The organism is Parafrankia sp. BMG5.11, from assembly GCF_004337455.1.
On sequence record NZ_SJXI01000014.1, the window covers coordinates 246,636 to 268,894 of the forward strand.

At 63.9% G+C, this 22,259-nt stretch carries 34 protein-coding genes; 2 read left to right on the forward strand and 32 right to left on the reverse strand.

The window, feature by feature from the left end:
- The first annotated feature begins 8 nt into the window (after positions 1–8).
- Positions 9–653 (forward strand): PepSY domain-containing protein, encoded by a 645-nt coding sequence (locus tag E0504_RS09795; RefSeq protein ID WP_207912430.1) that lies wholly within the window; start codon positions 9–11, stop codon positions 651–653.
- Positions 650–1,261 carry a trimeric intracellular cation channel family protein gene (locus E0504_RS09800; RefSeq protein WP_131623492.1) on the forward strand — a complete coding sequence of 204 codons (612 nt, stop codon included), beginning with the start codon at positions 650–652 and terminating at the stop codon, positions 1,259–1,261. Before E0504_RS09795 ends, E0504_RS09800 begins: the two co-directional genes overlap by 4 nt.
- A 3-nt stretch (positions 1,262–1,264) precedes the next feature.
- Here the strand turns inward: E0504_RS09800 and E0504_RS09805 are convergent, their stop codons facing one another.
- The 32 genes from E0504_RS09805 to fusA form a co-directional block, all read right to left on the reverse strand.
- Positions 1,265–1,963 carry a hypothetical protein gene (locus E0504_RS09805; protein WP_131623494.1) on the reverse strand — a complete coding sequence of 233 codons (699 nt, stop codon included), beginning with the start codon at positions 1,961–1,963 and terminating at the stop codon, positions 1,265–1,267.
- Between the two features lie 117 nt (positions 1,964–2,080).
- Complete coding sequence (locus E0504_RS09810) at positions 2,081–2,611, reverse strand: hypothetical protein (RefSeq protein ID WP_131623496.1); 531 nt, start codon at positions 2,609–2,611, stop codon at positions 2,081–2,083.
- Positions 2,612–2,828: 217 nt separating this feature from the next.
- A complete protein-coding gene (rplQ, locus tag E0504_RS09815; protein ID WP_131623498.1) occupies positions 2,829–3,254 on the reverse strand; it encodes a 50S ribosomal protein L17 in 426 nt (141 codons plus the stop codon).
- A 125-nt stretch (positions 3,255–3,379) separates the two neighbouring features.
- On the reverse strand, positions 3,380–4,432 hold the full coding sequence (locus tag E0504_RS09820; RefSeq protein WP_131623500.1) for a DNA-directed RNA polymerase subunit alpha: 1,053 nt from the start codon (positions 4,430–4,432) through the stop codon (positions 3,380–3,382).
- A gap of 100 nt (positions 4,433–4,532) precedes the next feature.
- The gene (gene rpsK, locus E0504_RS09825; protein ID WP_021689122.1) at positions 4,533–4,922 is read right to left on the reverse strand and encodes a 30S ribosomal protein S11; all 390 of its coding nucleotides are present in this window, start codon (positions 4,920–4,922) and stop codon (positions 4,533–4,535) included.
- 71 nt (positions 4,923–4,993) lie between these two features.
- Entirely contained in the window at positions 4,994–5,362 is a 369-nt protein-coding gene (gene rpsM / locus E0504_RS09830; protein WP_131623502.1) for a 30S ribosomal protein S13, read from the reverse strand.
- A gap of 272 nt (positions 5,363–5,634) precedes the next feature.
- Positions 5,635–6,282: an SRPBCC family protein gene (locus E0504_RS09835; RefSeq protein ID WP_207912431.1), complete on the reverse strand. Its 648-nt coding sequence runs from the start codon at positions 6,280–6,282 to the stop codon at positions 5,635–5,637.
- A 53-nt stretch (positions 6,283–6,335) separates the two neighbouring features.
- Entirely contained in the window at positions 6,336–6,983 is a 648-nt protein-coding gene (locus tag E0504_RS09840) for an adenylate kinase (protein ID WP_131623504.1), read from the reverse strand.
- 28 nt (positions 6,984–7,011) lie between these two features.
- Entirely contained in the window at positions 7,012–8,376 is a 1,365-nt protein-coding gene (secY, locus tag E0504_RS09845; protein WP_131623506.1) for a preprotein translocase subunit SecY, read from the reverse strand.
- Positions 8,377–8,478: 102 nt separating this feature from the next.
- The gene (rplO, locus tag E0504_RS09850; protein ID WP_131623508.1) at positions 8,479–9,003 is read right to left on the reverse strand and encodes a 50S ribosomal protein L15; all 525 of its coding nucleotides are present in this window, start codon (positions 9,001–9,003) and stop codon (positions 8,479–8,481) included.
- A gap of 65 nt (positions 9,004–9,068) precedes the next feature.
- Entirely contained in the window at positions 9,069–9,245 is a 177-nt protein-coding gene (gene rpmD, locus E0504_RS09855) for a 50S ribosomal protein L30 (protein WP_131623510.1), read from the reverse strand.
- A gap of 4 nt (positions 9,246–9,249) precedes the next feature.
- Entirely contained in the window at positions 9,250–10,053 is an 804-nt protein-coding gene (rpsE, locus tag E0504_RS09860; RefSeq protein ID WP_207912462.1) for a 30S ribosomal protein S5, read from the reverse strand.
- Positions 10,054–10,055: 2 nt separating this feature from the next.
- A complete protein-coding gene (rplR, locus tag E0504_RS09865) occupies positions 10,056–10,400 on the reverse strand; it encodes a 50S ribosomal protein L18 (protein ID WP_131623512.1) in 345 nt (114 codons plus the stop codon).
- A 1-nt stretch (position 10,401) separates the two neighbouring features.
- Positions 10,402–10,935, reverse strand: a complete 534-nt coding sequence (gene rplF / locus E0504_RS09870; RefSeq protein ID WP_131623514.1) for a 50S ribosomal protein L6 — start codon at positions 10,933–10,935, stop codon at positions 10,402–10,404.
- Positions 10,935–11,330, reverse strand: coding sequence for a 30S ribosomal protein S8 (rpsH, locus tag E0504_RS09875; RefSeq protein ID WP_131623516.1), 396 nt, complete (start codon positions 11,328–11,330; stop codon positions 10,935–10,937). Before rpsH ends, rplF begins: the two co-directional genes overlap by 1 nt.
- Positions 11,331–11,341: 11 nt before the next feature.
- Positions 11,342–11,647: a 30S ribosomal protein S14 gene (rpsN, locus tag E0504_RS09880; protein ID WP_131623518.1), complete on the reverse strand. Its 306-nt coding sequence runs from the start codon at positions 11,645–11,647 to the stop codon at positions 11,342–11,344.
- Positions 11,648–11,676: 29 nt separating this feature from the next.
- Positions 11,677–12,267: a 50S ribosomal protein L5 gene (rplE, locus tag E0504_RS09885; protein ID WP_131623520.1), complete on the reverse strand. Its 591-nt coding sequence runs from the start codon at positions 12,265–12,267 to the stop codon at positions 11,677–11,679.
- Complete coding sequence (rplX, locus tag E0504_RS09890; RefSeq protein WP_131623522.1) at positions 12,260–12,580, reverse strand: 50S ribosomal protein L24; 321 nt, start codon at positions 12,578–12,580, stop codon at positions 12,260–12,262. The genes rplE and rplX overlap by 8 nt, the downstream gene beginning before the upstream one ends.
- A complete protein-coding gene (gene rplN, locus E0504_RS09895; RefSeq protein WP_131623524.1) occupies positions 12,580–12,948 on the reverse strand; it encodes a 50S ribosomal protein L14 in 369 nt (122 codons plus the stop codon). Before rplN ends, rplX begins: the two co-directional genes overlap by 1 nt.
- A gap of 62 nt (positions 12,949–13,010) precedes the next feature.
- The gene (gene rpsQ / locus E0504_RS09900; protein ID WP_131623526.1) at positions 13,011–13,301 is read right to left on the reverse strand and encodes a 30S ribosomal protein S17; all 291 of its coding nucleotides are present in this window, start codon (positions 13,299–13,301) and stop codon (positions 13,011–13,013) included.
- 10 nt (positions 13,302–13,311) lie between these two features.
- The gene (gene rpmC, locus E0504_RS09905) at positions 13,312–13,575 is read right to left on the reverse strand and encodes a 50S ribosomal protein L29 (RefSeq protein ID WP_131623940.1); all 264 of its coding nucleotides are present in this window, start codon (positions 13,573–13,575) and stop codon (positions 13,312–13,314) included.
- Positions 13,575–14,009 carry a 50S ribosomal protein L16 gene (gene rplP, locus E0504_RS09910; protein WP_131623528.1) on the reverse strand — a complete coding sequence of 145 codons (435 nt, stop codon included), beginning with the start codon at positions 14,007–14,009 and terminating at the stop codon, positions 13,575–13,577. Before rplP ends, rpmC begins: the two co-directional genes overlap by 1 nt.
- Before the next feature lie 15 nt (positions 14,010–14,024).
- Positions 14,025–14,729, reverse strand: a complete 705-nt coding sequence (gene rpsC / locus E0504_RS09915; RefSeq protein WP_131623530.1) for a 30S ribosomal protein S3 — start codon at positions 14,727–14,729, stop codon at positions 14,025–14,027.
- Positions 14,730–14,732: 3 nt separating this feature from the next.
- A complete protein-coding gene (gene rplV / locus E0504_RS09920; protein ID WP_131623532.1) occupies positions 14,733–15,110 on the reverse strand; it encodes a 50S ribosomal protein L22 in 378 nt (125 codons plus the stop codon).
- Complete coding sequence (rpsS, locus tag E0504_RS09925; protein ID WP_131623534.1) at positions 15,110–15,385, reverse strand: 30S ribosomal protein S19; 276 nt, start codon at positions 15,383–15,385, stop codon at positions 15,110–15,112. Before rpsS ends, rplV begins: the two co-directional genes overlap by 1 nt.
- 5 nt (positions 15,386–15,390) lie before the next feature.
- Complete coding sequence (rplB, locus tag E0504_RS09930) at positions 15,391–16,227, reverse strand: 50S ribosomal protein L2 (protein ID WP_131623536.1); 837 nt, start codon at positions 16,225–16,227, stop codon at positions 15,391–15,393.
- Between the two features lie 10 nt (positions 16,228–16,237).
- Complete coding sequence (locus E0504_RS09935; RefSeq protein WP_131623537.1) at positions 16,238–16,549, reverse strand: 50S ribosomal protein L23; 312 nt, start codon at positions 16,547–16,549, stop codon at positions 16,238–16,240.
- Positions 16,542–17,165, reverse strand: a complete 624-nt coding sequence (gene rplD / locus E0504_RS09940) for a 50S ribosomal protein L4 (protein WP_131623539.1) — start codon at positions 17,163–17,165, stop codon at positions 16,542–16,544. Before rplD ends, E0504_RS09935 begins: the two co-directional genes overlap by 8 nt.
- Before the next feature lie 3 nt (positions 17,166–17,168).
- Entirely contained in the window at positions 17,169–18,050 is an 882-nt protein-coding gene (gene rplC / locus E0504_RS09945) for a 50S ribosomal protein L3 (RefSeq protein WP_131623541.1), read from the reverse strand.
- Positions 18,051–18,240: 190 nt separating this feature from the next.
- Complete coding sequence (rpsJ, locus tag E0504_RS09950; RefSeq protein WP_131623543.1) at positions 18,241–18,552, reverse strand: 30S ribosomal protein S10; 312 nt, start codon at positions 18,550–18,552, stop codon at positions 18,241–18,243.
- Between the two features lie 308 nt (positions 18,553–18,860).
- Entirely contained in the window at positions 18,861–20,051 is a 1,191-nt protein-coding gene (tuf, locus tag E0504_RS09955; protein ID WP_131623545.1) for an elongation factor Tu, read from the reverse strand.
- Between the two features lie 91 nt (positions 20,052–20,142).
- The gene (fusA, locus tag E0504_RS09960) at positions 20,143–22,236 is read right to left on the reverse strand and encodes an elongation factor G (RefSeq protein ID WP_131623547.1); all 2,094 of its coding nucleotides are present in this window, start codon (positions 22,234–22,236) and stop codon (positions 20,143–20,145) included.
- Positions 22,237–22,259 lie beyond the last annotated feature (23 nt).

Here is a 22,259-nt window from a genome sequence, read left to right on the forward strand (position 1 = left end):
CCCGCTGGATGGCGCGGTTCGCGCGGTGGCACATCTGGCTCGGCTGGCTGATCGCCGTGCCGTTGCTGCTGTGGATGCTGAGCGGTATCGCGATGGTCGCGCGCCCGATCGAGGAGGTGCGCGGCGAGCACTTGCGGATCAAGCTCCCACCCCAGCCGCTGCCGGGCAATCCACAAGTCGTCGAAATACGCAGCCTCGTTCAGCGAGGGCGACCGGTGACACTGGTCACGCGCGCCGATGGATCACTGCAGCGCTATGCCATCGGCACCGGCGCGCCGCTGAACGTCGACGTTGCCGAAGCGCGCGCGATAGCTGCCAGCGACATCAGGGGAGGCGACCAGGTGGACGCCGTGCGCGCCTTTTCGGCTCGCAACCCCCCGCTCGAGCTTCGCAAGCCCGTCGCGACCTGGCAGGTCTCGCTGGTTGACGGCACTCACGTCTACATCAATCGCGGTAGCGGCGAGATCGAAGCCGTGCGCACGCGGTGGTGGCGGTTCTATGACGTCATGTGGGGATTGCACATCATGGACCTGCAGACGCGTGAGGATGCCCACAACCCGTTCGTGGTCGTATTCGCCCTCATTGCGTTGATCGGAGCATTGCTGGGGACCGTGCTGCTGTTTCGGCGGCGGCGCGCGCGCGTGGGCATATGACCCCGCAGGTCCTGCCGCCGATTCTCGACCTCGCGGGCGTTGCGGTGTTCGCTTTGACCGGCGCGCTCCTGGCGGCACGGCTTCGGCAGACGTTCGTGACCATGGCGTTCTTCGCCCTGGTGACGGGAGTGGGCGGAGGATCGCTGCGCGACATGCTCCTGGGCGCACCCGCGTTCTGGCTTCGCGACCCATGGGTGGCGCCAGTCATCTTCGCCACCGCCCTGATCGCCTGGTTCACACCGCGGCGGTGGTGGGAGGGGGAACTGCTCGAATGGGCCGATGCCGCCGGGCTCGCCGCCTTCTCCGTGCTGGGTGCCGCAAAAGCGATAGGCTATGGCGTGGCCCCGGTGCCTGCCGCGGTGCTCGGCGTGGTGACCGGGTGCATCGGCGGTGTAGCGCGGGACGTTATCGCGGGAGAACCGTCGATCATCATGCGGCCCGAACTTTACGTCACCGCGGCCGCCCTCGCCGCGGCATTGACCGTGGTCGGTACGCTTCTTCAAGTGCCCGAAGGTATCACCTGGGCCGTCGCGTGGACGGCAGGGTTCGCTTTGCGCGGGGCGGCGATCGGCTTTCGTCTCGCTCTCCCCGCGTACCGCGAACCCTAGCGGTCAGCCCGGGTAGTCGGGCACCTGGCCGGCATCGTAGCGATCGTCGCTTGCCTCGTTGCCGATTGGACCGCCCGGATACTCGACACCGGGATCACCCTGCGCCCGGCGTGCGGCGGTATAGCGCTCGTCATCCCACTGGCCGCCGTTCGCTGAACCATAGCGATCGATGTTGACGCCTTCGATCCGGCCATCGTTTCCGATCGAGCAGTTGAACCGCGCGCCATCCCGCAGGCGGCCCGATACTTGCCAGCCGGAACCGGTGCGGTTCACGGACTCGACCGCGTCCACCGGACCGCTCCGCTCAACCTCTCGGGCGCACATATCAGCCGCGCGATCGAGCCCGCCACTTTCGCCGTAGCGATAACCGGCGCCGTCCGTGCGATAGTTGGGCGCGCGATCGCGATACGGATAACGCTGCGGATACCTGTAATCGCTGTTGCGGCTGGACTGGTTTGCCGCACCGGCAATGGCGGCGATCACCCCGATGACCGCGACACCCGCGATCACGTCTCCGGCATCAACCCGGTCGCGGTGCCGCCATCGCCGATGTGCATCGGCGTTGACCGAATCCGCATCGAATCCTCCGCCGTGGACCGCTGCGGAAGACGACGGCTTCGGCAGCGAAGTCGCTCCCACCGGGGCGGCGATCATCGAAACGGATGCAGCCAGCGCCGCAACAGAGGCGATACGAAAGAACATGATCGCAGATCCTTTGAAGAACATCGCCCCGCTGCACGAACGGTACGGTGGCAAAGCTAGGCGGTCCAGACTTGCGAAAGCCTGAACCGCCCGGTGCGCTCCCAGTGAGCTGGTTGCCTAGTAGCGGTATCCGCCGCGTAGCCCGCTATAGTCGAGATCGACCACCCGGCCGTAGCGAACATCGCAGGTGAACCTGCCCTGGTCGTAATTACGGCCCGCATAGCGATAGTTGTAGTCGCGGCCCCAGCCGCCACCGCGCTCGTTCACGACAACCGTCCCGCGCACGCGATAGCCATCGCGCTTACGATCGACGTTGCGGATGTCGGTCACCCGTGCGCCATAGGCGCCGCGCTGCGCGGCATAGACGCACTGCTCGACAGCCTGGCGGGAGTTGCCGGCGTTGTTGTAGCCATAACGATTGTCATAGCGGTCGCCGTAGTAGGGAGCGCCGTACGTACCGTTATAGCCGCGATCGCGGCCGATCGAGCTGGCGACAGCGGCGATGCCGCCGATCACCAGCGCACCGGCGATGATATCGCCTGCGTCGATGCCGTCGTTGTTACGGTCGCGCGCCGCGGCGGGGGTTGCCGACAGAGCCATCGCGCCAGCCGCGACGGTTCCGACGAGGGCTTTTGAAATGGTCTTCATGGCTCACCTCACGTGTTGGCAAAGGACCTTCCCTTCGCCTTGTGAACCTTTTCTAAGCGAGTCGCCGTGAGATGAGCCTGAATTGGCGCGACAGCTTTTGTTCAGCCAACACGTAGCGAATGTGAACCGCGATCAAGTCAGCGGCTCCTTAGCTTGAAGACCAAAAAAAGGCCGGAGGTTTCCCCCCGGCCCCTTTTTTCCGAACTGACGACGAGGATCAGGCTGCTTCCAGCTCGTCCTCATCGGCATTCTGCACCGGACCCGAATCCTGGCCCTTGGCCGTCACATCACGGTCGACCAGTTCGATCACCGCCATCGGCGCCGCATCGCTGGCGCGCAGACCGGCCTTGATCACGCGGGTGTAGCCGCCGTCGCGCCCGGCGTAGCGCTCGGCAAGAACATCGAACAGCTTCTTGAGCTGCACGTCATCGCCCAGGCGGCTGATCGCAAGGCGCCGGTTCGACAGACCGCCGCGCTTGGCGAGCGTGATCAGTTTCTCGACGTAAGGACGCAGTTCCTTCGCCTTCGGCGTGGTGGTGAGGATCTGCTCATGCTTGATCAGCGCGGCAGCGAGGTTGCGCAGCAGGGCGGCGCGGTGGCCGCTCTTGCGCTGCAGCTTACGGCCTGAATGTCCGTGACGCATGTAATGTACTCCGTTCGTAGGGGGGCCGGATAGCGGTTTCCATCAAAGTCGAGCCTTGACGGGTTCCCACTGGTACCCCGATGCAGGCCGGAAGAAGGGGTCCGGCCCATGCCCAGTTCGGCTGATCAGCCGAGCAGTTCCTGCTCGAGCTTCTTGGCCATTTCCTCGATGTTTTCCGGCGGCCAGCCAGGGATGTCCATGCCGAGGCGCAGGCCCATCGAGCTCAAGACTTCCTTGATCTCGTTCAGGCTCTTGCGGCCGAAGTTCGGTGTGCGGAGCATCTCGGCCTCGGTCTTCTGGACTAGATCGCCGATGTAGATGATGTTGTCGTTCTTGAGGCAATTGGCCGAACGCACCGACAGCTCCAGCTCGTCGACCTTCTTGAGAAGGTAACGGTTGAGCTGGTTGGCATCGCTCTCTTCCGGCTGGGCGGCCATGCCGATCATCGGCGAGCTCGCCTGCGGAATGCCGTCCTCGAAGTGGACGAACAGCGCCAGCTGGTCCTGCAGGATGCGCGCGGCATAGGCCACCGCGTCCTCGGGGGTCACGGTGCCGTCGGTCTCGACCGTCAGGCTGAGCTTGTCGAAATCGAGCTCCTGCCCGACGCGGGCGTTCTCGACCTTGTAGCTCACCTGGCGAACAGGCGAATACAAAGAGTCCACCGGGATCAGGCCGATCGGCGCGTCGACCGGGCGGTTGCCGACGGCTGGCACATAGCCCTTACCGGTGTCGGCGGTCAGCTCCATGTTGAGGTTGGCGCCCTCGTCAAGGTGGCAGATAACGAGGTTCTTGTTCATCACCTCGATATCGCCCGATACCGCGATGTCACCCGCGGTCACTTCGCCCGGACCGGTGGCGGCGAGCTGGAGCCGCTTGGGCCCCTCGCCTTCCATCTTGAGCGCAATCTGCTTCACATTGAGGACGATGTCGGTCACATCCTCGCGCACGCCGGCGAGGCTGGAGAATTCGTGGAGCACGTTCTCGATCTTGATCGATGTGATCGCGGCGCCCTGAAGGCTCGATAGAAGCACACGGCGCAGAGCATTGCCGAGAGTGAGGCCATAGCCGCGCTCGAGCGGTTCGGCGACGAAGGTCGCGCGGCGGCCCTTGGCAGCGTCCTTCACTTCGAGATTGTTGGGCTTCTTGAGTTCCTGCCAGTTCTTGGTGTTGACGGCCATGGATATCCCCTGGGGTTCAAATGCGTGTGGGACCGGCGCTGCGTGAGCGTCCGATCCCCAGGTCAGCGGCGGGAACTACCCCGCCGCTGGGCAGGTAAGATCAGACGCGGCGGCGCTTCGACGGGCGAACGCCGTTGTGCGGGATCGGCGTCACGTCACGGATCGAGGTGATCGTGAACCCGACCGCCTGCAACGCGCGCAGTGCGCTTTCGCGTCCCGAGCCGGGACCCTTGACCTCGACCTCGAGGGTGCGGACACCGTGCTCGGCAGCTTTCTTGCCGGCATCGTCAGCCGCGACCTGGGCCGCGTAGGGAGTCGACTTGCGGCTACCCTTGAAGCCCATCATGCCGGCCGAAGACCAGCTGATCGCATTGCCTTGTGCGTCGGTGATGGTGATCATCGTGTTGTTGAAGCTGGCGTTCACGTGCGCGACGCCGCTGGTGATGTTCTTGCGCTCCCGCCTGCGGATGCGCTGAGGTTCACGAGCCATGTGGGAATTCCTGTCCTAAATCCAAGAGAGCAGCGGCGGCCACCCCGAACAACGGGGCCGGGCCGCGCGGCTTACTTCTTCTTGCCGGCGATCGGCTTGGCCTTGCCCTTGCGGGTACGGGCGTTGGTGTGAGTGCGCTGACCGCGGACCGGCAGACCCTTGCGGTGACGCAGACCGCGATAGCTGGCGAGGTCCATCAGACGCTTGATGTTCATCGCCGTCTCGCGGCGCAGGTCACCTTCGACGGCATAATCGGCGTCGATCGTCTCGCGGATCTGCAGCACTTCGGCGTCCGACAGGTCAGACACGCGCCGGCTGTGATCGATGCCAAGCTTGTCGGCGATCTTGACCGCGGTGGTCGGGCCAATCCCGTGGATGTAGGTGAGCGCGATAATCACGCGCTTGTTGGTGGGGAGGTTTACCCCGGCAATACGAGCCACTTTTTTCTCCATGCTCCACAGAGGCTTGACGCGGCGCGCGGCCTCTATCTCATCGCTTCACTCGACCGCATCGGGATTGCCTTACGGCAAAAAGCCCGGATGGCGTGCACTATCGCAATCGCCTGCCGGACTATCCGCTGTTGTCGAATGAGGGGGCCGCTTAGTGCGATTCTGCCGCAGGGTCAATGCCTCACACGCGGTGGGCCGCGGCGATAGCGGCAGGACACGCGCTTTGCATCGCCGGCGCTGTTTTACACCACCTGTCGGTTGGGTCAAAGCCCGCCCGGCTGCGTGTCCTTGTCGCCTTTCCGTGCGCCAGGCGGATTCTCTTTATCGGCGGGGGAGTTCTCCAACGGCGCCTCGCGACCGAGCTTGTCCGCAAGTCTGTCGATCTGCTGGCTCATGACCGCATCGACCGCATTGGAGATCGTCGCGACGGGATAGCGCAGATGCCCGCCCACCGCGTACTCCCAAACCAGCTTGGTGCCGCCACCATTGGCGGGCTGGAGCGTGATTGACAGGACGCCATCCACCGGCTCGCTCTGCAGCGGACCGAGTGCGCCGCGCATGCGAAGGACCTTCATCGGCTCTGCCATGACCACGGTCATATGCTGGGCGCTTCCTGCGAGGCCGACGTCGGCTGCTCCGTCTTTTTCCGGAATCCGTTCGCAGAAGCAGCCGCCCCCTTGGGGCACGAGCGACAGGTTGGCCGCCGACCCTGACCAGGTGTGCTCATCGTCCCACCATCCTGCCGGATCGGTCAGCGCCAGCCACGCCGCCTTGGGCACGGCCTTCACCGTAACGGTGGCGCGGGTGACGAAATGAGTGGGCGAGGATTCCGCGACTTCGCCACGTGCCGGTGCCCCCGGCATGATCAGCACGCCGGCAATAATGCCCACGCGGAGCGCAATACTGTTCAAGGCCACAATCCCCCTGCCCCGCATTATGCCATGAGGATCAGGGAGCGAAAGGGTTATCCTGCGAGAATCGTCTCGATCGCCTGCGTGACCTGGTCGATCTCGGCCATTCCGTTGATCTGGTGAACGATGCCGCGCGCTTCGTAGATCGGCAGGATCGGCGCGGTCTTCGCGCGATATTCTGCCATGCGGGTGCGGACGGTCTGTTCGTTGTCGTCTGGCCGGCGCTTGAACTCGGTCGATCCGCAGCGATCGCAGACCCCGAGTTGAGCTGGGCGCTTGTAGTCGTCGTTGTAGCCTTCGCCGCAGTTGGCGCAGGTGAAGCGCCCCGTGATCCGCTCGACCAGCGCATCTTCGTTCACATCCAGCTCGATCACGTAATCAAGCTTGCGGCCATGCGCGGCCAGGATTTCATCAAGCGCCTGGGCCTGCGCTTCGGTGCGCGGATAGCCGTCAAAGATAGCGCCGGTGTCCGCGCCCATCGCGGTGAGTTCCGCATCGATAAGGCGGGAAACGATCTCGTCCGAAACGAGTTCGCCACGTTCCATCACCGCCTTGGCTTCCAGGCCCACCGGAGTGCCGGCCTTCACCGCCGCCCGCAGCATATCGCCGGTGGACAGCTGGCGCATGCCACGGCGTTCGACCAGCCGCTGCGCTTGCGTGCCCTTGCCTGCACCGGGCGGTCCGAGAAGGATGATGTTCACGCGCGTCCCCTATACCCCGATCGGCGCCTTAGCGAAGACGGCCCTTCAATTTCGCCTTCTTGATCAGATCACCGTACTGATGCGCCAGCAGGTGAGACTGGATCTGGCTGATGGTATCCACAGTCACGTTCACGACGATCAGGAGGCTGGTACCGCCCAGGAACAGCGGGATGCCAGTCTGCGCGATCATGTATTCGGGAAGGACGCAGACCAAGGTCAGATACGCCGCACCGATCACCGTGATCCGGGTGAGCACATAATCCAGGTAGTCCTGCGTCCGCTTGCCGGGCCGAATGCCCGGAATGAACCCGCCGTTCTTCTTCAGGTTGTCCGCGGTCTCCTCGGGGTTGAAGACCACCGCGGTGTAGAAGAAACAGAAGAACACGATGCCGATGGCGTAGAGCGCCAGATACAGCGGCTGCCCGTGCTGCAGGTAGAAATTGAGCGTGTTGATCACGCCCCCGGCGGACCCCTCTGGATCGATGGACTGCCCGGCGAACTGCGTGATCGTCAGCGGCAGCAGCAACAGCGAACTGGCGAAAATCGGCGGAATGACGCCCGCCGTGTTGAGCTTGAGCGGCAGGTGGCTGCGGTCGGCCTGCATCATGCCGCGCTGGCTAGCTCGCTTCGGATACTGGATCAGCAGTTGGCGCTGGGCCCGCTCCATGAACGCGATAAAGATGATCAGGCCGACAATCATCGCGATGAACGCAACGATCACGAAAGGGCTGATGGAACCCGAACGGCCGCCCTCGAACATGTTGGCGATGAAGCTCGGGAACTGGGCGACAATACCCGCCATGATGATCAGTGACACGCCGTTCCCGATGCCGCGGCTGGTGATCTGCTCACCCAGCCACAACAGGAACATCGACCCTCCGACCAAGCTGATCACCGCGGTGATGCGGAAGGTCAGACCCGGGAAGATCACCGCCTGCAAGCCACTTGAAGCACCATACGCTTCAAGGCCCGATGCCAGGAACCAACCCTGGACCGCGCACAGGAACACCGTGCCGTAACGCGTGTACTGATTGAGCTTCTGCCGGCCGCTTGCGCCTTCCTTCTTCAGCGCCGCAAGTGCGGGGTGGAGCGAGGCTGCCAGCTGGATCACGATCGAGGCCGTGATGTACGGCATGATGCCGAGCGCGATGAGGCTCATGCGCTCGAGGCTGCCGCCCGAAAAAGTGTTGAACAGATCGAGAATACCGCCCTGCGTCTGCGCATAGAGTTGCTCGAGCACCAGCGGGTTGACGCCCGGCAGCGGCACGAAGCTCAGGAAGCGGAATACGATCAAGGCGCCGACCGTGAACCAGATACGGTTCTTGAGCTCGGTAGCCTTAGAGAAATTCGCCAGGCTCAGGGAGCTGGCGATGTTGTCGGCGCGTGATGCCATGGGATTACCCGAAGATCCTCTGAGACGCCGGTCCCTCCCGGCATGGGAGGCTACATAGGAAGCGCAGGGTCCGATGTCGAACCCTGCGCCTCACTTGTTCGCTTACTTGGCTTTGGCAGCCTTGTTGGCCGCTGCGCGAGCAGCCTTCTTTTCGTGCTCGGGCTGACCCTTCTCGATCACCTCGACCGAGCCCCCGGCCTTCTCGACCGCCTCGATCGCGCCCTTGCTGGCACCGGCGACACGGAAGCTGACCTTGGCGGTCAGCTCACCCTTGCCGAGCAGGCGCAAGCCGTGCTTGGCGTTCCGGCCAAGACCGGCAGCCTTCAGCGCATCGTGATCGATGGTGCCGCTGGCATCGAGCTTTCCGGCATCGATGAACTTCTGCACCATGCCGAGGTTGACCTCTGCGTGATCCTTGGGGTTCAGCGCGTTGAAACCGCGCTTCGGGATCCGCATGTGAAGTGGCATCTGGCCGCCTTCGAACCCGTTGACGCTAACGCCCGAGCGCGCCTTGGCACCCTTCTGGCCACGGCCGGCGGTCTTGCCCTTGCCCGAACCGATGCCCCGGCCAACCCGCATCTTGCGGTGACGGGCGCCTTCGTTGTCGCGGATTTCATTCAGTTTCATGTCAATGCACTCGCTTTCGCTTTTGTCGCGCTAGCCGTCTCGTCGCTGACGAGAAGGACGGATGATCAGTCGACGATCTCGACCATGTGGGGCAGCTTGGCAATCGCGCCGCGGACTTCGGCCGAATCTTCGACCTCCACCACGCGGTGCATCTTGCCCAGGCCCAGACCGATCAGGATCTTCTTCTGGCTTTCGGGACGGCGGATCGGGCTGCCGATCTGCTTGAGCTTGATAGTTGCCATTGGCTTACTCCACCATCGCCGCGGCGTCGGCTTCCGCCTCGGCCTCGCTCGCGCCGCCGCGACCCAGCAGGTCGGCGACTTTCTTGCCGCGACGCTGGGCAACCGACTTCGGCGAAGTCTGGTCCTGCAACGCGTCGAACGTGGCGCGGATCATGTTGTAGGGGTTGGAAGTGCCGACCGACTTGGTCACCACGTCGGCCACGCCCAGGCTTTCGAACACGGCGCGCATCGGGCCACCGGCGATGATGCCGGTACCGGCAGGCGCGCTGCGGACGTTGACCTTGCCAGCACCGAAACGGCCCTTGCCGTCGTGATGCAGCGTACGGCCTTCCTTCAGCGGCACGCGGATCATCTTCTTCTTCGCCGAAGCGGTCGCCTTGGTGATGGCTTCCGGCACTTCGCGTGCCTTGCCATGACCGAAGCCAACGCGGCCCGAACCGTCACCCACCACGACCAGCGCGGCGAAACCGAAGCGCTTGCCGCCCTTCACCGTCTTGGAGACGCGATTGATGTGGACCAGCTTCTCGATGATGCCGTCGTCTTCTTCTTCGCGTCCACCACGGCGATCGTCACGACGACCTCCGCGCTGACCGCCACGGCCGCCCGGACCGCCCTGGCCACCGCGGTTGCCGCCACGGTCACCGCCGCCGCGACCGCCGCGCGAACGCGGTTGCTCGTGCGCGCCCTGGTCGGCGCTCTGCGTCGCAGCAGCCTCCGACGGAGTATCGGCGATTGCCGGCTGCTCATTGACGACCGCGTTCTGCGTTTCGGCAGTGCCGGTTGCTTCGTTGTTGTTTTCGTCAGCCATCATCAGAACTCCAGCCCGCCTTCGCGGGCGGCGTCGGCGAGCGCTTTCACGCGGCCATGGAAAAGGAACCCGCCGCGGTCGAACACGACCGTGCTCACGCCGGCATTCTTGGCGGCTTCGGCGATGGTCTTGCCAACCTGCACGGCAGCATCGACGTTCGCGCCGCTGGTCTGAACGCCCAGCGTGCTTGCAGCGGCCAGCGTGCGGCCCTGCTTGTCGTCGATGATCTGCGCGTAAATGTGGCGACCAGTGCGGTGGATCGACAGACGCGGCCGATCGCCGGCGCGCGACTTGATCGCGGTACGCACGCGGCGACGGCGGCGCGCGAAGAGGGAAAGCTTGGCCATCTTACTTCTTCTTCCCTTCCTTGCGGAAGATGTACTCGCCCCGATAGGCGATGCCCTTGCCCTTGTAGGGCTCCGGCTTGCGCCAGCGGCGGATTTCCGCGGCAAACTGACCGACAGCCTGCTTATCGATGCCCGATACCTCGACCGTGGTCTGGTCCGGCGTCTTCACCTCGAGACCTTCCGGCACATCGAGATCGACATCGTGGCTGTAGCCGAGCTGCAGCTTGAGCTTCTTGCCCTGCGCTGCGGCGCGATAACCCACGCCCTTGATGTCGAGCGTCTTCGTGAAGCCGTTCGACACGCCTTCGACCAGGTTCGACACCAGTGTGCGCTGCATGCCCCAGAAGGCACGCGCCGCCTTGGTGTCGTTCGCCGGCTTGACCGAAATCGCACCGTCTTCGACCTGGTAGTCGATCAGATCGGACATACCCATCGACAGGGTCCCCTTAGGACCCTTCACCGACAGCGTGCCCTCATTGATGTCGGCAGTGACCCCGCTGGGGATCGCTACCGGCTTCTTACCGATGCGGCTCATCAGAATACCTCCGCCAGCACTTCGCCGCCGACGTTCTGCGTGCGTGCTTCGGCATCCGAGAGCACGCCGCGCGGCGTCGAGACGATGGTGATGCCAAGGCCGTTGCGGATCGTCGGCAGTTCCTTGGAACCGGAATAGACGCGGCGGCCGGGCTTGGAGACGCGGGCCACGTGCTTGATCGCGGGCTCGCCTTCAAAATACTTCAGTTCGATCCGCAGCGCGGGGTGCGCGCCCGACGCGTCCTCGCTGAAGCCACGGATGTAGCCTTCGCGCCGAAGCACCTCGAGAACGTTCGCACGCAGTTTGCTGGCAGGTGTCAGGACTGAGTCCTTCTTCGCCTGCTGGCCGTTGCGGATGCGGGTGAGCATGTCACCCAGGGGATCGGTCATAGCCATCTTCTAGATCCTCACCAGCTCGACTTGGTCAGACCTGGAATCAGGCCCTTGTTGCCGAGGTCGCGCAGTTCGATGCGGTTGAGGCCGAACTTGCGATAGACGCCGCGAGGACGCCCGGTCGTGGAACAACGGTTGCGCACCCGGGTGGGGTTTGCGTTGCGCGGGATTTCCGCCAGCTTCAGGCGAGCCATGAGGCGCTCCCCGTCGTCGAGCGACTGGTCATCGGCAATCGCCTTCAGCCGCGCGTACTTGCCGGCATACTTCTTCACGAGCTTCTTGCGCCGCTCGTTCTTGTTGATGGAACTCAGTTTCGCCATGGACTTAAGCTCTCTTCCTTAGATCAGGGTCACGCGGCAGCCTGCTGCTCTTCAGCAGCGGCTTCTTCGCGCGGGAACGGGAAACCGAACAGGCGCAGCAACTCGCGCGCCTCGTCATCGGTCTTCGCCGTGGTGGTGACGATGATATCCATGCCCCGGACCTTCTCGATACGGTCGTACGAGATTTCCGGGAAGATGATCTGCTCTTTCAGGCCCATCGCATAGTTGCCGCGCCCGTCGAAGCTCTTCGGGTTCAGCCCGCGAAAGTCGCGGATGCGCGGCATGGCCACGGTGACGAGGCGGTCGAGGAATTCATACATCCGCTCGCGGCGAAGAGTGACCTTCGCCCCGATAGGCATGCCCTCACGCAGTTTGAACTGCGCGATCGACTTCTTGGCCTTGGTGATGACCGGCTTCTGGCCGGCGATCAGGGCCATTTCCTCGGCGGCGGTCTGGACTTTCTTCTTGTCCTGGCTCGCTTCGCCCACGCCCATGTTCAGCACGATCTTCTCGAGCTTGGGCACTTCCATCGCGTTCTTGTAGCCGAACTTGTCCGTCATCGCCTTGGCGATCTCGGCTTCGTACTTGGCCTTCAGACGCGGGGTGTAGGTATCAACCATCGATGGTCTCCCCGGACTTGACGGCAACGCGGACCTTGCGCCCGTCCTTCGTTTCGAAGCGGACGCGGGTCGGCTTGCCGTCCTTCGGATCGGCCAGTGCGACCTTGGAGATATGCATCGGCGCAGGATTGCGATCGATACCACCCTGGGGGTTCTGCTGGCTCGGCTTGCGGTGACGGGCAGACACGTTGACGCCGTCGACGACAACCTTGCTGTCCTTCGGCATCACGGCCTGGACGGTGCCGGTGAGGCCCTTGTCCTTGCCCGAAAGCACGACGACCTGGTCGCCTTTCTTGATCTTAGCGGAAGCCATTAGAGCACCTCCGGCGCAAGACTGATGATCTTCATGAAGCCGCGGCCGCGCAGCTCGCGGACCACCGGTCCGAAGATACGCGTGCCGATCGGCTCCTCGTTCTTGTTCACGAGCACCGCGGCATTGCTGTCGAAGCGGATCACGCTGCCGTCGGTGCGGCGCACGTCCTTGCGGGTGCGCACGATCACAGCGCGGTGAACGTCGCCCTTCTTCACGCGGGTGCGCGGCTGCGCTTCCTTGACGGAGACAACGATCACGTCGCCCACGCCAGCGGTGCGGCGCTTCGATCCGCCCAGCACCTTGATGCACTGGACGCGCTTGGCGCCGCTGTTGTCAGCGACGTCGAGCGTGGATTGCATCTGGATCATCGATCCGGTTCCTTCTCGTTCGGCTTGCCGGAACCAGTCCGGCAGTTCCTAAAAAATTCGGCTCAGTTGCCGGCTTCGGCGACGTCGAGGTCGGCTTCCACCGCCTGCACACCACCCGCGATGACCCGGTCCTTTACGGCCCAGGTCTTGGTCTTCGAAATCGGACGGGTCTCTTCGATCCGTACGACGTCGCCCGGATGGTACTCGTTGCCCTCATCGTGAGCATGGTACTTCTTCGAACGACGGATGATCTTGCCGTAAAGCGGGTGCTTCACCTTGCGCTCGACCAGCACGGTCACGGTCTTGTCGGTCTTGTCGGAAACGACAGTCCCGGTGAGGATACGCTTGGGCATCGGGCCCTCCTTAAGCTTCGGCCGAGCGAGTGGTCTCGCCCTGCCCGCGGTCGAGCTTGGCAGACCGCTCGTTCTGGAGCGTCTTGATGCGCGCGATGTCGCGGCGCACTTCGCGGATGCGCGCGGGACGCTCCAGCTGGTTGGTCGCAGACTGGAAGCGCAGGTTAAAGGCTTCGCGCTTCAGATCGACGAGCTGCTCATAAAGCTGGTCGTCGGTCTTGGTGCGCATGTCCTCGACCTTGCTGCCGGCAGCGGCGGCGGGTTTCTTGGCCATCATTCGGCTCCCAGGTGGGTGGTGTCGCCCAGACGAGCGATAACCTTGGTCTTGATCGGCAGCTTCATCGCCGCGCGGCTGAACGCCTCGGCAGCGAGCGGACCGGGGACGCCGTCCAGTTCGAACAGCACACGGCCCGGCTTCACGCGAGCGGCCCAGTATTCGACCGAACCCTTGCCCTTGCCCTGCCGGACCTCGGCAGGCTTCTTCGAGACCGGCACGTCAGGGAAAACGCGGATCCACAAACGCCCCTGGCGCTTGATGTGGCGCGTGATCGCTCGGCGGGCAGCCTCGATCTGGCGAGCGGTGACCCGCTCGGGCTCGAGCGCCTTGAGGCCGTACGAGCCGAAGTTCAGGCTCGTGCCGCCCTTGGCGTCACCCTTGATCCGGCCCTTGAAGGCCTTGCGGAACTTGGTCTTTTTCGGTTGCAGCATGGTTCTTGCTCTACCTTAGCGCCGGTCGGAGGCCGGACGGACGCCCGAAGTCTGGGCCTCCATCATCAGGCGGTCCTGGGCGGTCGGATCGTGGCCGAGGATCTCACCCTTGAAGATCCACACCTTGATGCCGATGATTCCGTAAGCGGTCAGCGCTTCGGCATCGGCATAATCGACGTTGGCGCGGAGCGTGTGCAGCGGAACGCGGCCTTCGCGGTACTGCTCGACACGGGCGATCTCGGCACCGCCAAGACGGCCGCCGCACATCACCTTGATGCCCTCGGCACCAAGACGCATGGCCGACTGCATCGCGCGCTTCATCGCCCGGCGGAACGCCACCCGGCGGATCAGCTGGTCGGCGATGCCCTGAGCCACGAGCTTGGCGTCGATCTCCGGCTTGCGGATCTCAACGATGTTGAGCTTCACGTCGCTCTTGGTCATCGTCGCGAGCTTCGCCCGCAGCTTCTCGATGTCCGCGCCCTTCTTGCCGATGATCACACCGGGGCGGGCAGCATAGATCGACACGCGGCACAGCTTGGCCGGACGCTCGATCACGACCTTGCTGATCGCGGCCTGCGGCAGGCTGTCGACGATGTACTTGCGGATCTCGATGTCCTCGCTGAGCAGCTTGGCATAGTCGCGCCCTTCGGCGTACCAGCGGCTGTCCCAGGTGCGGTTGATCTGCAGGCGCAGGCCGACGGGGTTCGATTTATGACCCATGGATCAGGCCTCCTCGCTTTCACGGACCACGATGCGCAGCCGGCTGAACGGCTTCAGGATGCGGGTGCTCTTGCCCCGTCCACGCGTGTGGAAGCGCTTCATGGTAACGGACTTGCCGACCGACGCCTCGGCGACAACGAGCGCGTCGACATCGAGGTTGTGGTTGTTCTCGGCGTTGGCGATGGCGCTAGCGAGCACCTTGGATGCGTCGCGTGCCATCGCCTTCTTGGAGAAGGTCAGGATGTTCAACGCGTCCTCGGCCTTGCGGCCACGGATCAGCGCGGCGACCAGGTTCAGCTTCTGCGCCGAGCCACGGATCGTCGTGCCGACGGCCAGAGCCTCGTTGTCGCCCACGCGGCGGGGGGCTTTCTGCTTGCCCATCAGCGCTTGCCCTTCTTGTCGGCGGCGTGGCCGGGGAAGCTTCGCGTGGGCGAGAACTCACCGAGCTTGTGGCCGACCATGTCTTCGTTGACGGAGACCGGAATGAACTTCTGGCCGTTGTAGACGCTGAACGTCAGACCGACGAACTGCGGCAGGATCGTCGAACGACGCGACCAGGTCTTGATCGCACCGCGCGCATTCTTTTCCTGCGCGTCCTCGGCCTTCTTCAGCAGGTGGAGGTCGACGAACGGACCTTTCCAGACGGAACGAGCCATCTCGATTACCTCTTCTTCTTGGCGTGACGCGAACGGATGATCATCTTGTCCGTCGCCTTGTTGTGGCGGGTGCGCGCACCCTTGGTCGGCTTGCCCCACGGCGTGACCGGGTGACGGCCGCCCGAGGTCCGGCCCTCACCACCACCATGCGGGTGGTCGACCGGGTTCTTGGCAACGCCGCGAGTCAGCGGGCGCTTGCCCATCCAGCGGCTGCGACCCGCCTTGGCGAAGTTCTGGTTCTGGTTGTCGGGGTTCGAGACCGCGCCAACCGTACCCATGCAATCGCTGCGCAGGTAGCGCTGCTCGCCGCTGTTGAGACGGACGATCACCATCCCGCGGTCACGGCCGACGACCTGCACATACGTGCCGGCCGAACGGGCGATCTGGCCACCCTTGCCCGGCTTCATCTCCACGTTGTGGCAGATGGTGCCGACCGGCATGGTGCCCAGCAACATCGCGTTGCCCGGCTTCGTGTCAGTCTTCTCGCCTGCGACGACGCTGTCGCCGACGGCGAGCCGCTGCGGCGCGAGGATGTAGGCCAGTTCGCCGTCCTCATACTTCACCAGCGCGATAAATGCGGTGCGGTTGGGATCGTACTCAAGCCGCTCGACGGTGGCCGGCATGTCCCATTTGCGCCGCTTGAAGTCGACGTAGCGGTACTTCTGCTTATGGCCGCCCGCGATGCCGCGGCTGGTCACGTGACCCTTGTTATTGCGGCCACCGGTCTTGCGCTTGCCTTCGACCAGCGCCTTGACCGGCTTGCCCTTCCACAGGGAAGACTTGTCGACCAGGATCAGGCCGCGACGGGCCGGGCTGGTCGGCTTGTAGTTCTTAAGTGCCATGTTCCTGCCCTCAGATCCCGCTGGTGACGTCGATGGAGTCGCCGTCAGCCAGGGTCACGATCGCCTTCTTCATGTCCGTGCGGCTGTAGGGCTTGCCCTTCCAGCGCTTGGTCTTGCCCTTGGCAACGATGGTGTTCACGCCCAGCACCTTGACGCCGAACAGAGCCTCGACCGCTTCCTTGATCTGCGGCTTGGTGGCGTCGTTGGCGACCTTGAAGACCACGCCGTTGTGCTCCGACAGCAACGTGCTCTTCTCGGTGATGTGAGGGGCGAGGATGACGTCATAGTGACGCGCATCGATCTGCTTCTGCTGCTTAGCCATTGAAACGCGCCTCCAGCTTTTCGACAGCCGACCGGGTGAGGACCAGCGTGTCGTGCTTCAGGATGTCGTAGACGTTCGCGCCCACGGCCGGCAGAATGTTCACGCCCGGCAGGTTGCCCGCGGCGCGAGCGAACGAGCTTTCACCGGCGTCGCCGTCGATCACCAGCACCTTGCCGCTCCAGCCGTTCTTGTCGAACTGACCTTTGAGCGCCTTGGTCTTGGCCTCAGCCAGTTCCAGGTTGTCGACCACGACCAGGCCGTTCTCGACCTTGCTCGACAGCGCCATGCGCAGGCCCAGCGCGCGGATCTTCTTGTTCAGCGAGATATTGAAATCCCGCTTGCGGGCACCGTGCGCCTTGCCACCGCCGATGAACACCGGGGCTGCGCGATCGCCGTGACGGGCGGTGCCGCCACCCTTCTGACGGCCGAACTTCTTGCCAGTGCGCGAAACTTCGCTGCGTTCGCGGGTCGGACGCGCAGTCGCGCGCCGATTCCACAGCTGCCACGTGATGACGCGGTGCAGGATATCCTGCCGCGGCTCGACGCCGAACACTGCATCGTTCAGCTCGAGATCGCCGGCCGCGCCGCCATCGAGATTTTGGACCGTAACCTTCACGGATCAGCCCTCCTTGTTGTCGTCCGAGGCGTTGCCGCTCTCGGAAGTTGCGTCGCCGACGGCAGGAGTGACATCGTCACCCGCGCCTGCCTGCTGCTCGGCAGCAAGCTGCTCCTGCAGCTCGGGGCTGACCTGATCGTGCACTTCGTGCTCGGCAGCCGCTTCAACCAGACCGGCAGGCGCTTCCTCGTGCTGAGGAGCGGCGTTGCGGTCGAGCACGGCGCCGGGGAACGGAAGTCCTTCGGGCGCGGTCAGCTTCACCGCATCGCGGACCAGCATCCAGCTGTTCTTGGTGCCAGGGACGGAACCCTTCACGAAGATCAACCCGCGGGCAGCGTCCGTACGGACGACCTCGAGGTTCTGCTGAGTACGCTGGCGGTCGCCCATGTGGCCGGCCATCTTCTTGTTCTTGAAGACTTTGCCCGGATCCTGACGCTGACCGGTCGAACCGTGTGCACGGTGGCTGATCGAGACGCCGTGCGTCGCGCGCATGCCGCCGAAGCCCCAGCGCTTCATCGCACCGGCAAAGCCCTTGCCCTGCGTGTGGCCGGTGATGTCGACCTTCTGTCCGGCAATGAAGTGCTCGGCCGAAATCGTCGAGCCGACCGGGATCAGGGCATCCTCGCCCGAAACCCGGAACTCGGCGACGCGCATCTTCAGGCCGACCTCGGCCTTGGCAAACGCCTCGCGCTGCGGCTTGTTGACGTTCTTCTGCTTGGCCTCGCCCGCGCCCAGCTGAACGGCGTAGTAGCCGTCACGATCAGCGGTGCGGTGCGATACGACCTGGCAATCTTCAAGCGCCAGGACGGTGACGGGCACGTGGCGGCCGTCTTCCTGGAACAGGCGGGTCATCCCGACTTTCTTAGCGATCACGCCTGAGCGCATGATCCGTTCTCCTTACAGAGGCACTCCAGACCATCCGGAGTGCGTGCTCGGCCCTGGAAATCATGCATCGCCCCGTCCGGGCCAAAGTGCTTCCCGAGGGAAGCGAGACGGGGGACGCTTACCCGGCCCTGTGCCCGAGGGCGTGGCCGGAGGTATCCCTAGTCCGCGAAGCCGGAGCTCCGCGATGAAATCAAGCCAGCTTGATCTCGACGTTCACGCCGGCCGCAAGGTCGAGCTTCATCAGCGCGTCCACGGTCTGGGCGTTCGGTTGCACGATGTCGAGCAACCGCTTGTAGGTGCGGACTTCGAACTGCTCGCGCGACTTCTTGTCGATGTGCGGGCCGCGAAGAACGGTGAACTTCTCGTTGCGCGTCGGCATGGGAATGGGACCCCGGATCAGCGCACCCGTACGACGGGCGGTCTCAGCGATCTCGCCAGTTGCCTGGTCAAGCACGCGGTGATCGAACGCCTTCAGGCGAATGCGGATATTCTGAGCTTCCATGTCCCTACCGATGCGAAAGAGCCTGAGCGTGCCGCCGACGTTACCGCTTGCAACCCGCAAAAAAGAAAGGCGCGCCCCGCTTCATCCGGTTTCCCGGAACGGGCGGCCTTCCCTGAATTTCGTGAGCAAGAGAAGAATCCCCTGCCGGTGGCGGGCCTATACGGATAGCGACTCCGGCTGACAACCCTGTTTGTGGAAGAAACGCTTACTCGGCGCACAAAAGGTTCAACCTGGCTTCGCGACCCCAGAACGGCAAAGGCCCGACGCTCCGAAGAGCGCCGGGCCTGAACCTGAGCAGATCGCCAAGCTTACTTGGTGATCTTCGAAACGACGCCCGAGCCAACGGTCCGGCCGCCTTCGCGGATGGCGAAGCGCAGGCCTTCGTCCATGGCGATCGGCGCGATCAGCTTGACGCCGATCGTGACGTTGTCGCCCGGCATGACCATCTCGGTGCCCTCGGGGAGGACGACTTCACCGGTCACGTCGGTGGTGCGGAAGTAGAACTGCGGGCGGTAGTTGGCGAAGAACGGCGTGTGACGCCCACCTTCGTCCTTCGACAGCACGTAGACTTCGGCTTCGAAATCGGTGTGCGGCTTGACCGAACCCGGCTTGGCGAGAACCTGGCCGCGCTCGACCTCCTCACGCGCCACGCCGCGGATCAGCGCACCGACGTTGTCGCCGGCCTCGCCGCGATCGAGCAGCTTGCGGAACATCTCGACGCCGGTGACGGTCGTCTTCTTGAGGTCCTTGATGCCGACGATCTCGACTTCGTCGCCCACGTTGACGATGCCGGTCTCGATGCGGCCGGTCACCACGGTGCCGCGGCCAGAGATCGAGAACACGTCTTCGATCGGCATCAGGAAGGGCTTGTCGACCGGACGGTCGGGCTGCGGGATGAATTCGTCGACCGCCTTGATCAGCGCAACGACCGAATCCTTGCCGATGTTGTCATCGCGGCCTTCGAGAGCGGCCAGAGCCGAACCCTTGATGATCGGAATGTTGTCACCGTCGAAGTCGTACGAGCTCAGCAGCTCGCGCACTTCCAGTTCGACGAGCTCGAGGATTTCCTCGTCATCGACCTGATCGACCTTGTTCATGTACACGACCAGCGCCGGCACGCCGACCTGACGGGCGAGCAGGATGTGCTCGCGGGTCTGGGGCATCGGGCCGTCGGCAGCGTTCACGACCAGGATCGCGCCGTCCATCTGGGCAGCACCGGTGATCATGTTCTTCACGTAGTCGGCGTGGCCCGGGCAATCGACGTGCGCGTAGTGGCGTGCGTCCGACTCATACTCGACGTGCGCGGTCGAGATGGTGATGCCGCGCTCACGCTCTTCAGGCGCCTTGTCGATGTTCGCGAAGTCCACCGCGGTGCCGCCGTACACTTCGGCCATGACCTTGGTGATCGCGGCGGTCAGCGTGGTCTTGCCGTGGTCAACGTGACCGATGGTGCCGATGTTGCAGTGCGGCTTGTTCCGCTGGAATTTTTCCTTAGCCATTTTGACCTTAACCTCTGTCTGAAAATGAATTTCACCAAGCAGGCTGCGGCACCCGGTGAATCGGGTGCCGCCCCTAGACGCTCACCCTTTCTTAGGCAAGCTTCTCCTTGACTTCCGCCGCCACGTTGGCCGGCACTTCGTCGTAGTGCGAGAACTGCATCGAGTACTGTGCCCGGCCCTGCGTGAACGAGCGCAGCTCATTCACGTAACCGAACATGTTGGCGAGCGGCACCATCGCCTCGACCGCCTGGGCATTGCCCCGCGTGTCGGTGCCCTGGATCTGCCCGCGCCGGCTGTTGATGTCGCCGATCACGTCACCGAGGTAATCCTCGGGAGTCACGACTTCCACCTTCATGATCGGCTCGAGCAGCTTGATGCCCGACTTGCTCGCCACTTCGCGCATGGCGCCCCGGCCGGCGATTTCGAACGCGATCGCGCTCGAGTCGACGTCGTGGTACGCACCGTCATAGAGCTCGATCGAGAAGTCGATGATCGGAAAGCCCACCAGGTAACCACTCGAAGCCTGCTCGCGGAAACCCTTTTCGATCGCCGGGATGAACTCCTTGGGGATGTTGCCGCCCTTGATGTTGTCTTCGAAGACAACGCCCTGGCCGCGTTCACCCGGAGTGACCTTGACCTTGACCCGGCCGAACTGACCCGAACCACCCGACTGCTTCTTGTGAGTGTAATCGACCTCGACCGGCTTGGCGAGGTATTCGCGGTACGCCACCTGCGGCGCACCGACGTTGGCCTCGACCTTGAACTCGCGCTTCATGCGGTCGACGATGATGTCGAGGTGGAGCTCGCCCATCCCCTTGATGATCGTCTGGCCGCTTTCGTGGTCGGTCGACACACGGAAGCTCGGGTCTTCCTGCGCCAGGCGATTGAGCGCGACGCCCATCTTTTCCTGGTCGGCCTTGGTCTTGGGTTCCACCGACAGTTCGATGACGGGTTCGGGGAATTCCATCCGCTCGAGGATGATCGGGTTGGCCATGTCGCACAGGGTGTCGCCCGTGGTCGTGTCCTTCATGCCGGCGAGCGCGACGATGTCGCCCGCGAACGCCTCATCGATGTCCTCCCGGTTGTTGGAGTGCATCAGCAACATGCGGCCGATCTTTTCCTTCTTGTCCTTCACGCTGTTCAGGACCTGGCCCTTGACCAGCTTGCCCGAATAGATGCGGGTGAAGGTCAGGCTGCCGACGAACGGGTCGTTCATGATCTTGAACGCCAGCGCCGCGAACGGCGCGTCGTCGCTGGACGCACGCTCAGCTTCTTCGTCGCTGTCGGGCAGCACGCCCTTGATCGCGGGCACGTCGAGCGGGCTCGGCATGTAGTCGACCACGGCGTCGAGCAGGGGCTGCACGCCCTTGTTCTTGAACGCCGAACCGCAGGTCACGGGCACGAAGCTGCGCGCCATGGTGCCCTTGCGGATCAGCCGCTTGAGGGTCGCCACGTCGGGCTCGTTGCCTTCGAGGTACTGCTCCATGACGTCATCGTCCTGCTCGACGACGAGCTCGATCAGCTGGCTGCGGTAGTCCGCCGCCTTGTCTGCCATGTCCTCGGGGATCGCGACGTATTCGAACTCTGCACCCAGCGCCTCGTCCTTCCAGACGATGCCGCGATTGTTGACGAGATCCACCACGCCCTTGAGCTGGCTCTCGGCGCCGATCGGCAGATAGAGGACCAGCGGCTTGGCGCCGAGGCGGTCGATGATGGACTGCACGCAGTAATAGAAATCGGCGCCTGTCCGGTCGAGCTTGTTGATGAAGCACATCCGCGGCACGCCGTACTTGTCGGCCTGGCGCCACACGGTCTCCGACTGCGGCTCCACGCCGGCAACGCCGTCGAACACCGCGACCGCGCCGTCGAGCACGCGCAGCGAGCGCTCGACTTCGATGGTGAAGTCGACGTGCCCGGGGGTGTCGATGATGTTGATGCGGTGTTTGGGCCCCTGACCGTCTTCAGCCTGCCAGAACGTCGTCGTGGCGGCCGAGGTGATGGTGATCCCGCGTTCCTGCTCCTGCTCCATCCAGTCCATCGTCGCGGCGCCGTCGTGGACTTCGCCGATCTTGTAGGACTTGCCGGTGTAGTAAAGGATACGCTCGGTCGTGGTGGTCTTGCCGGCATCGATGTGCGCCATGATGCCGATATTGCGGTAGCGCTCCAGCGGGTATTCGCGGGCCATTGGGAGTTCCTCGGGGGTAGCGG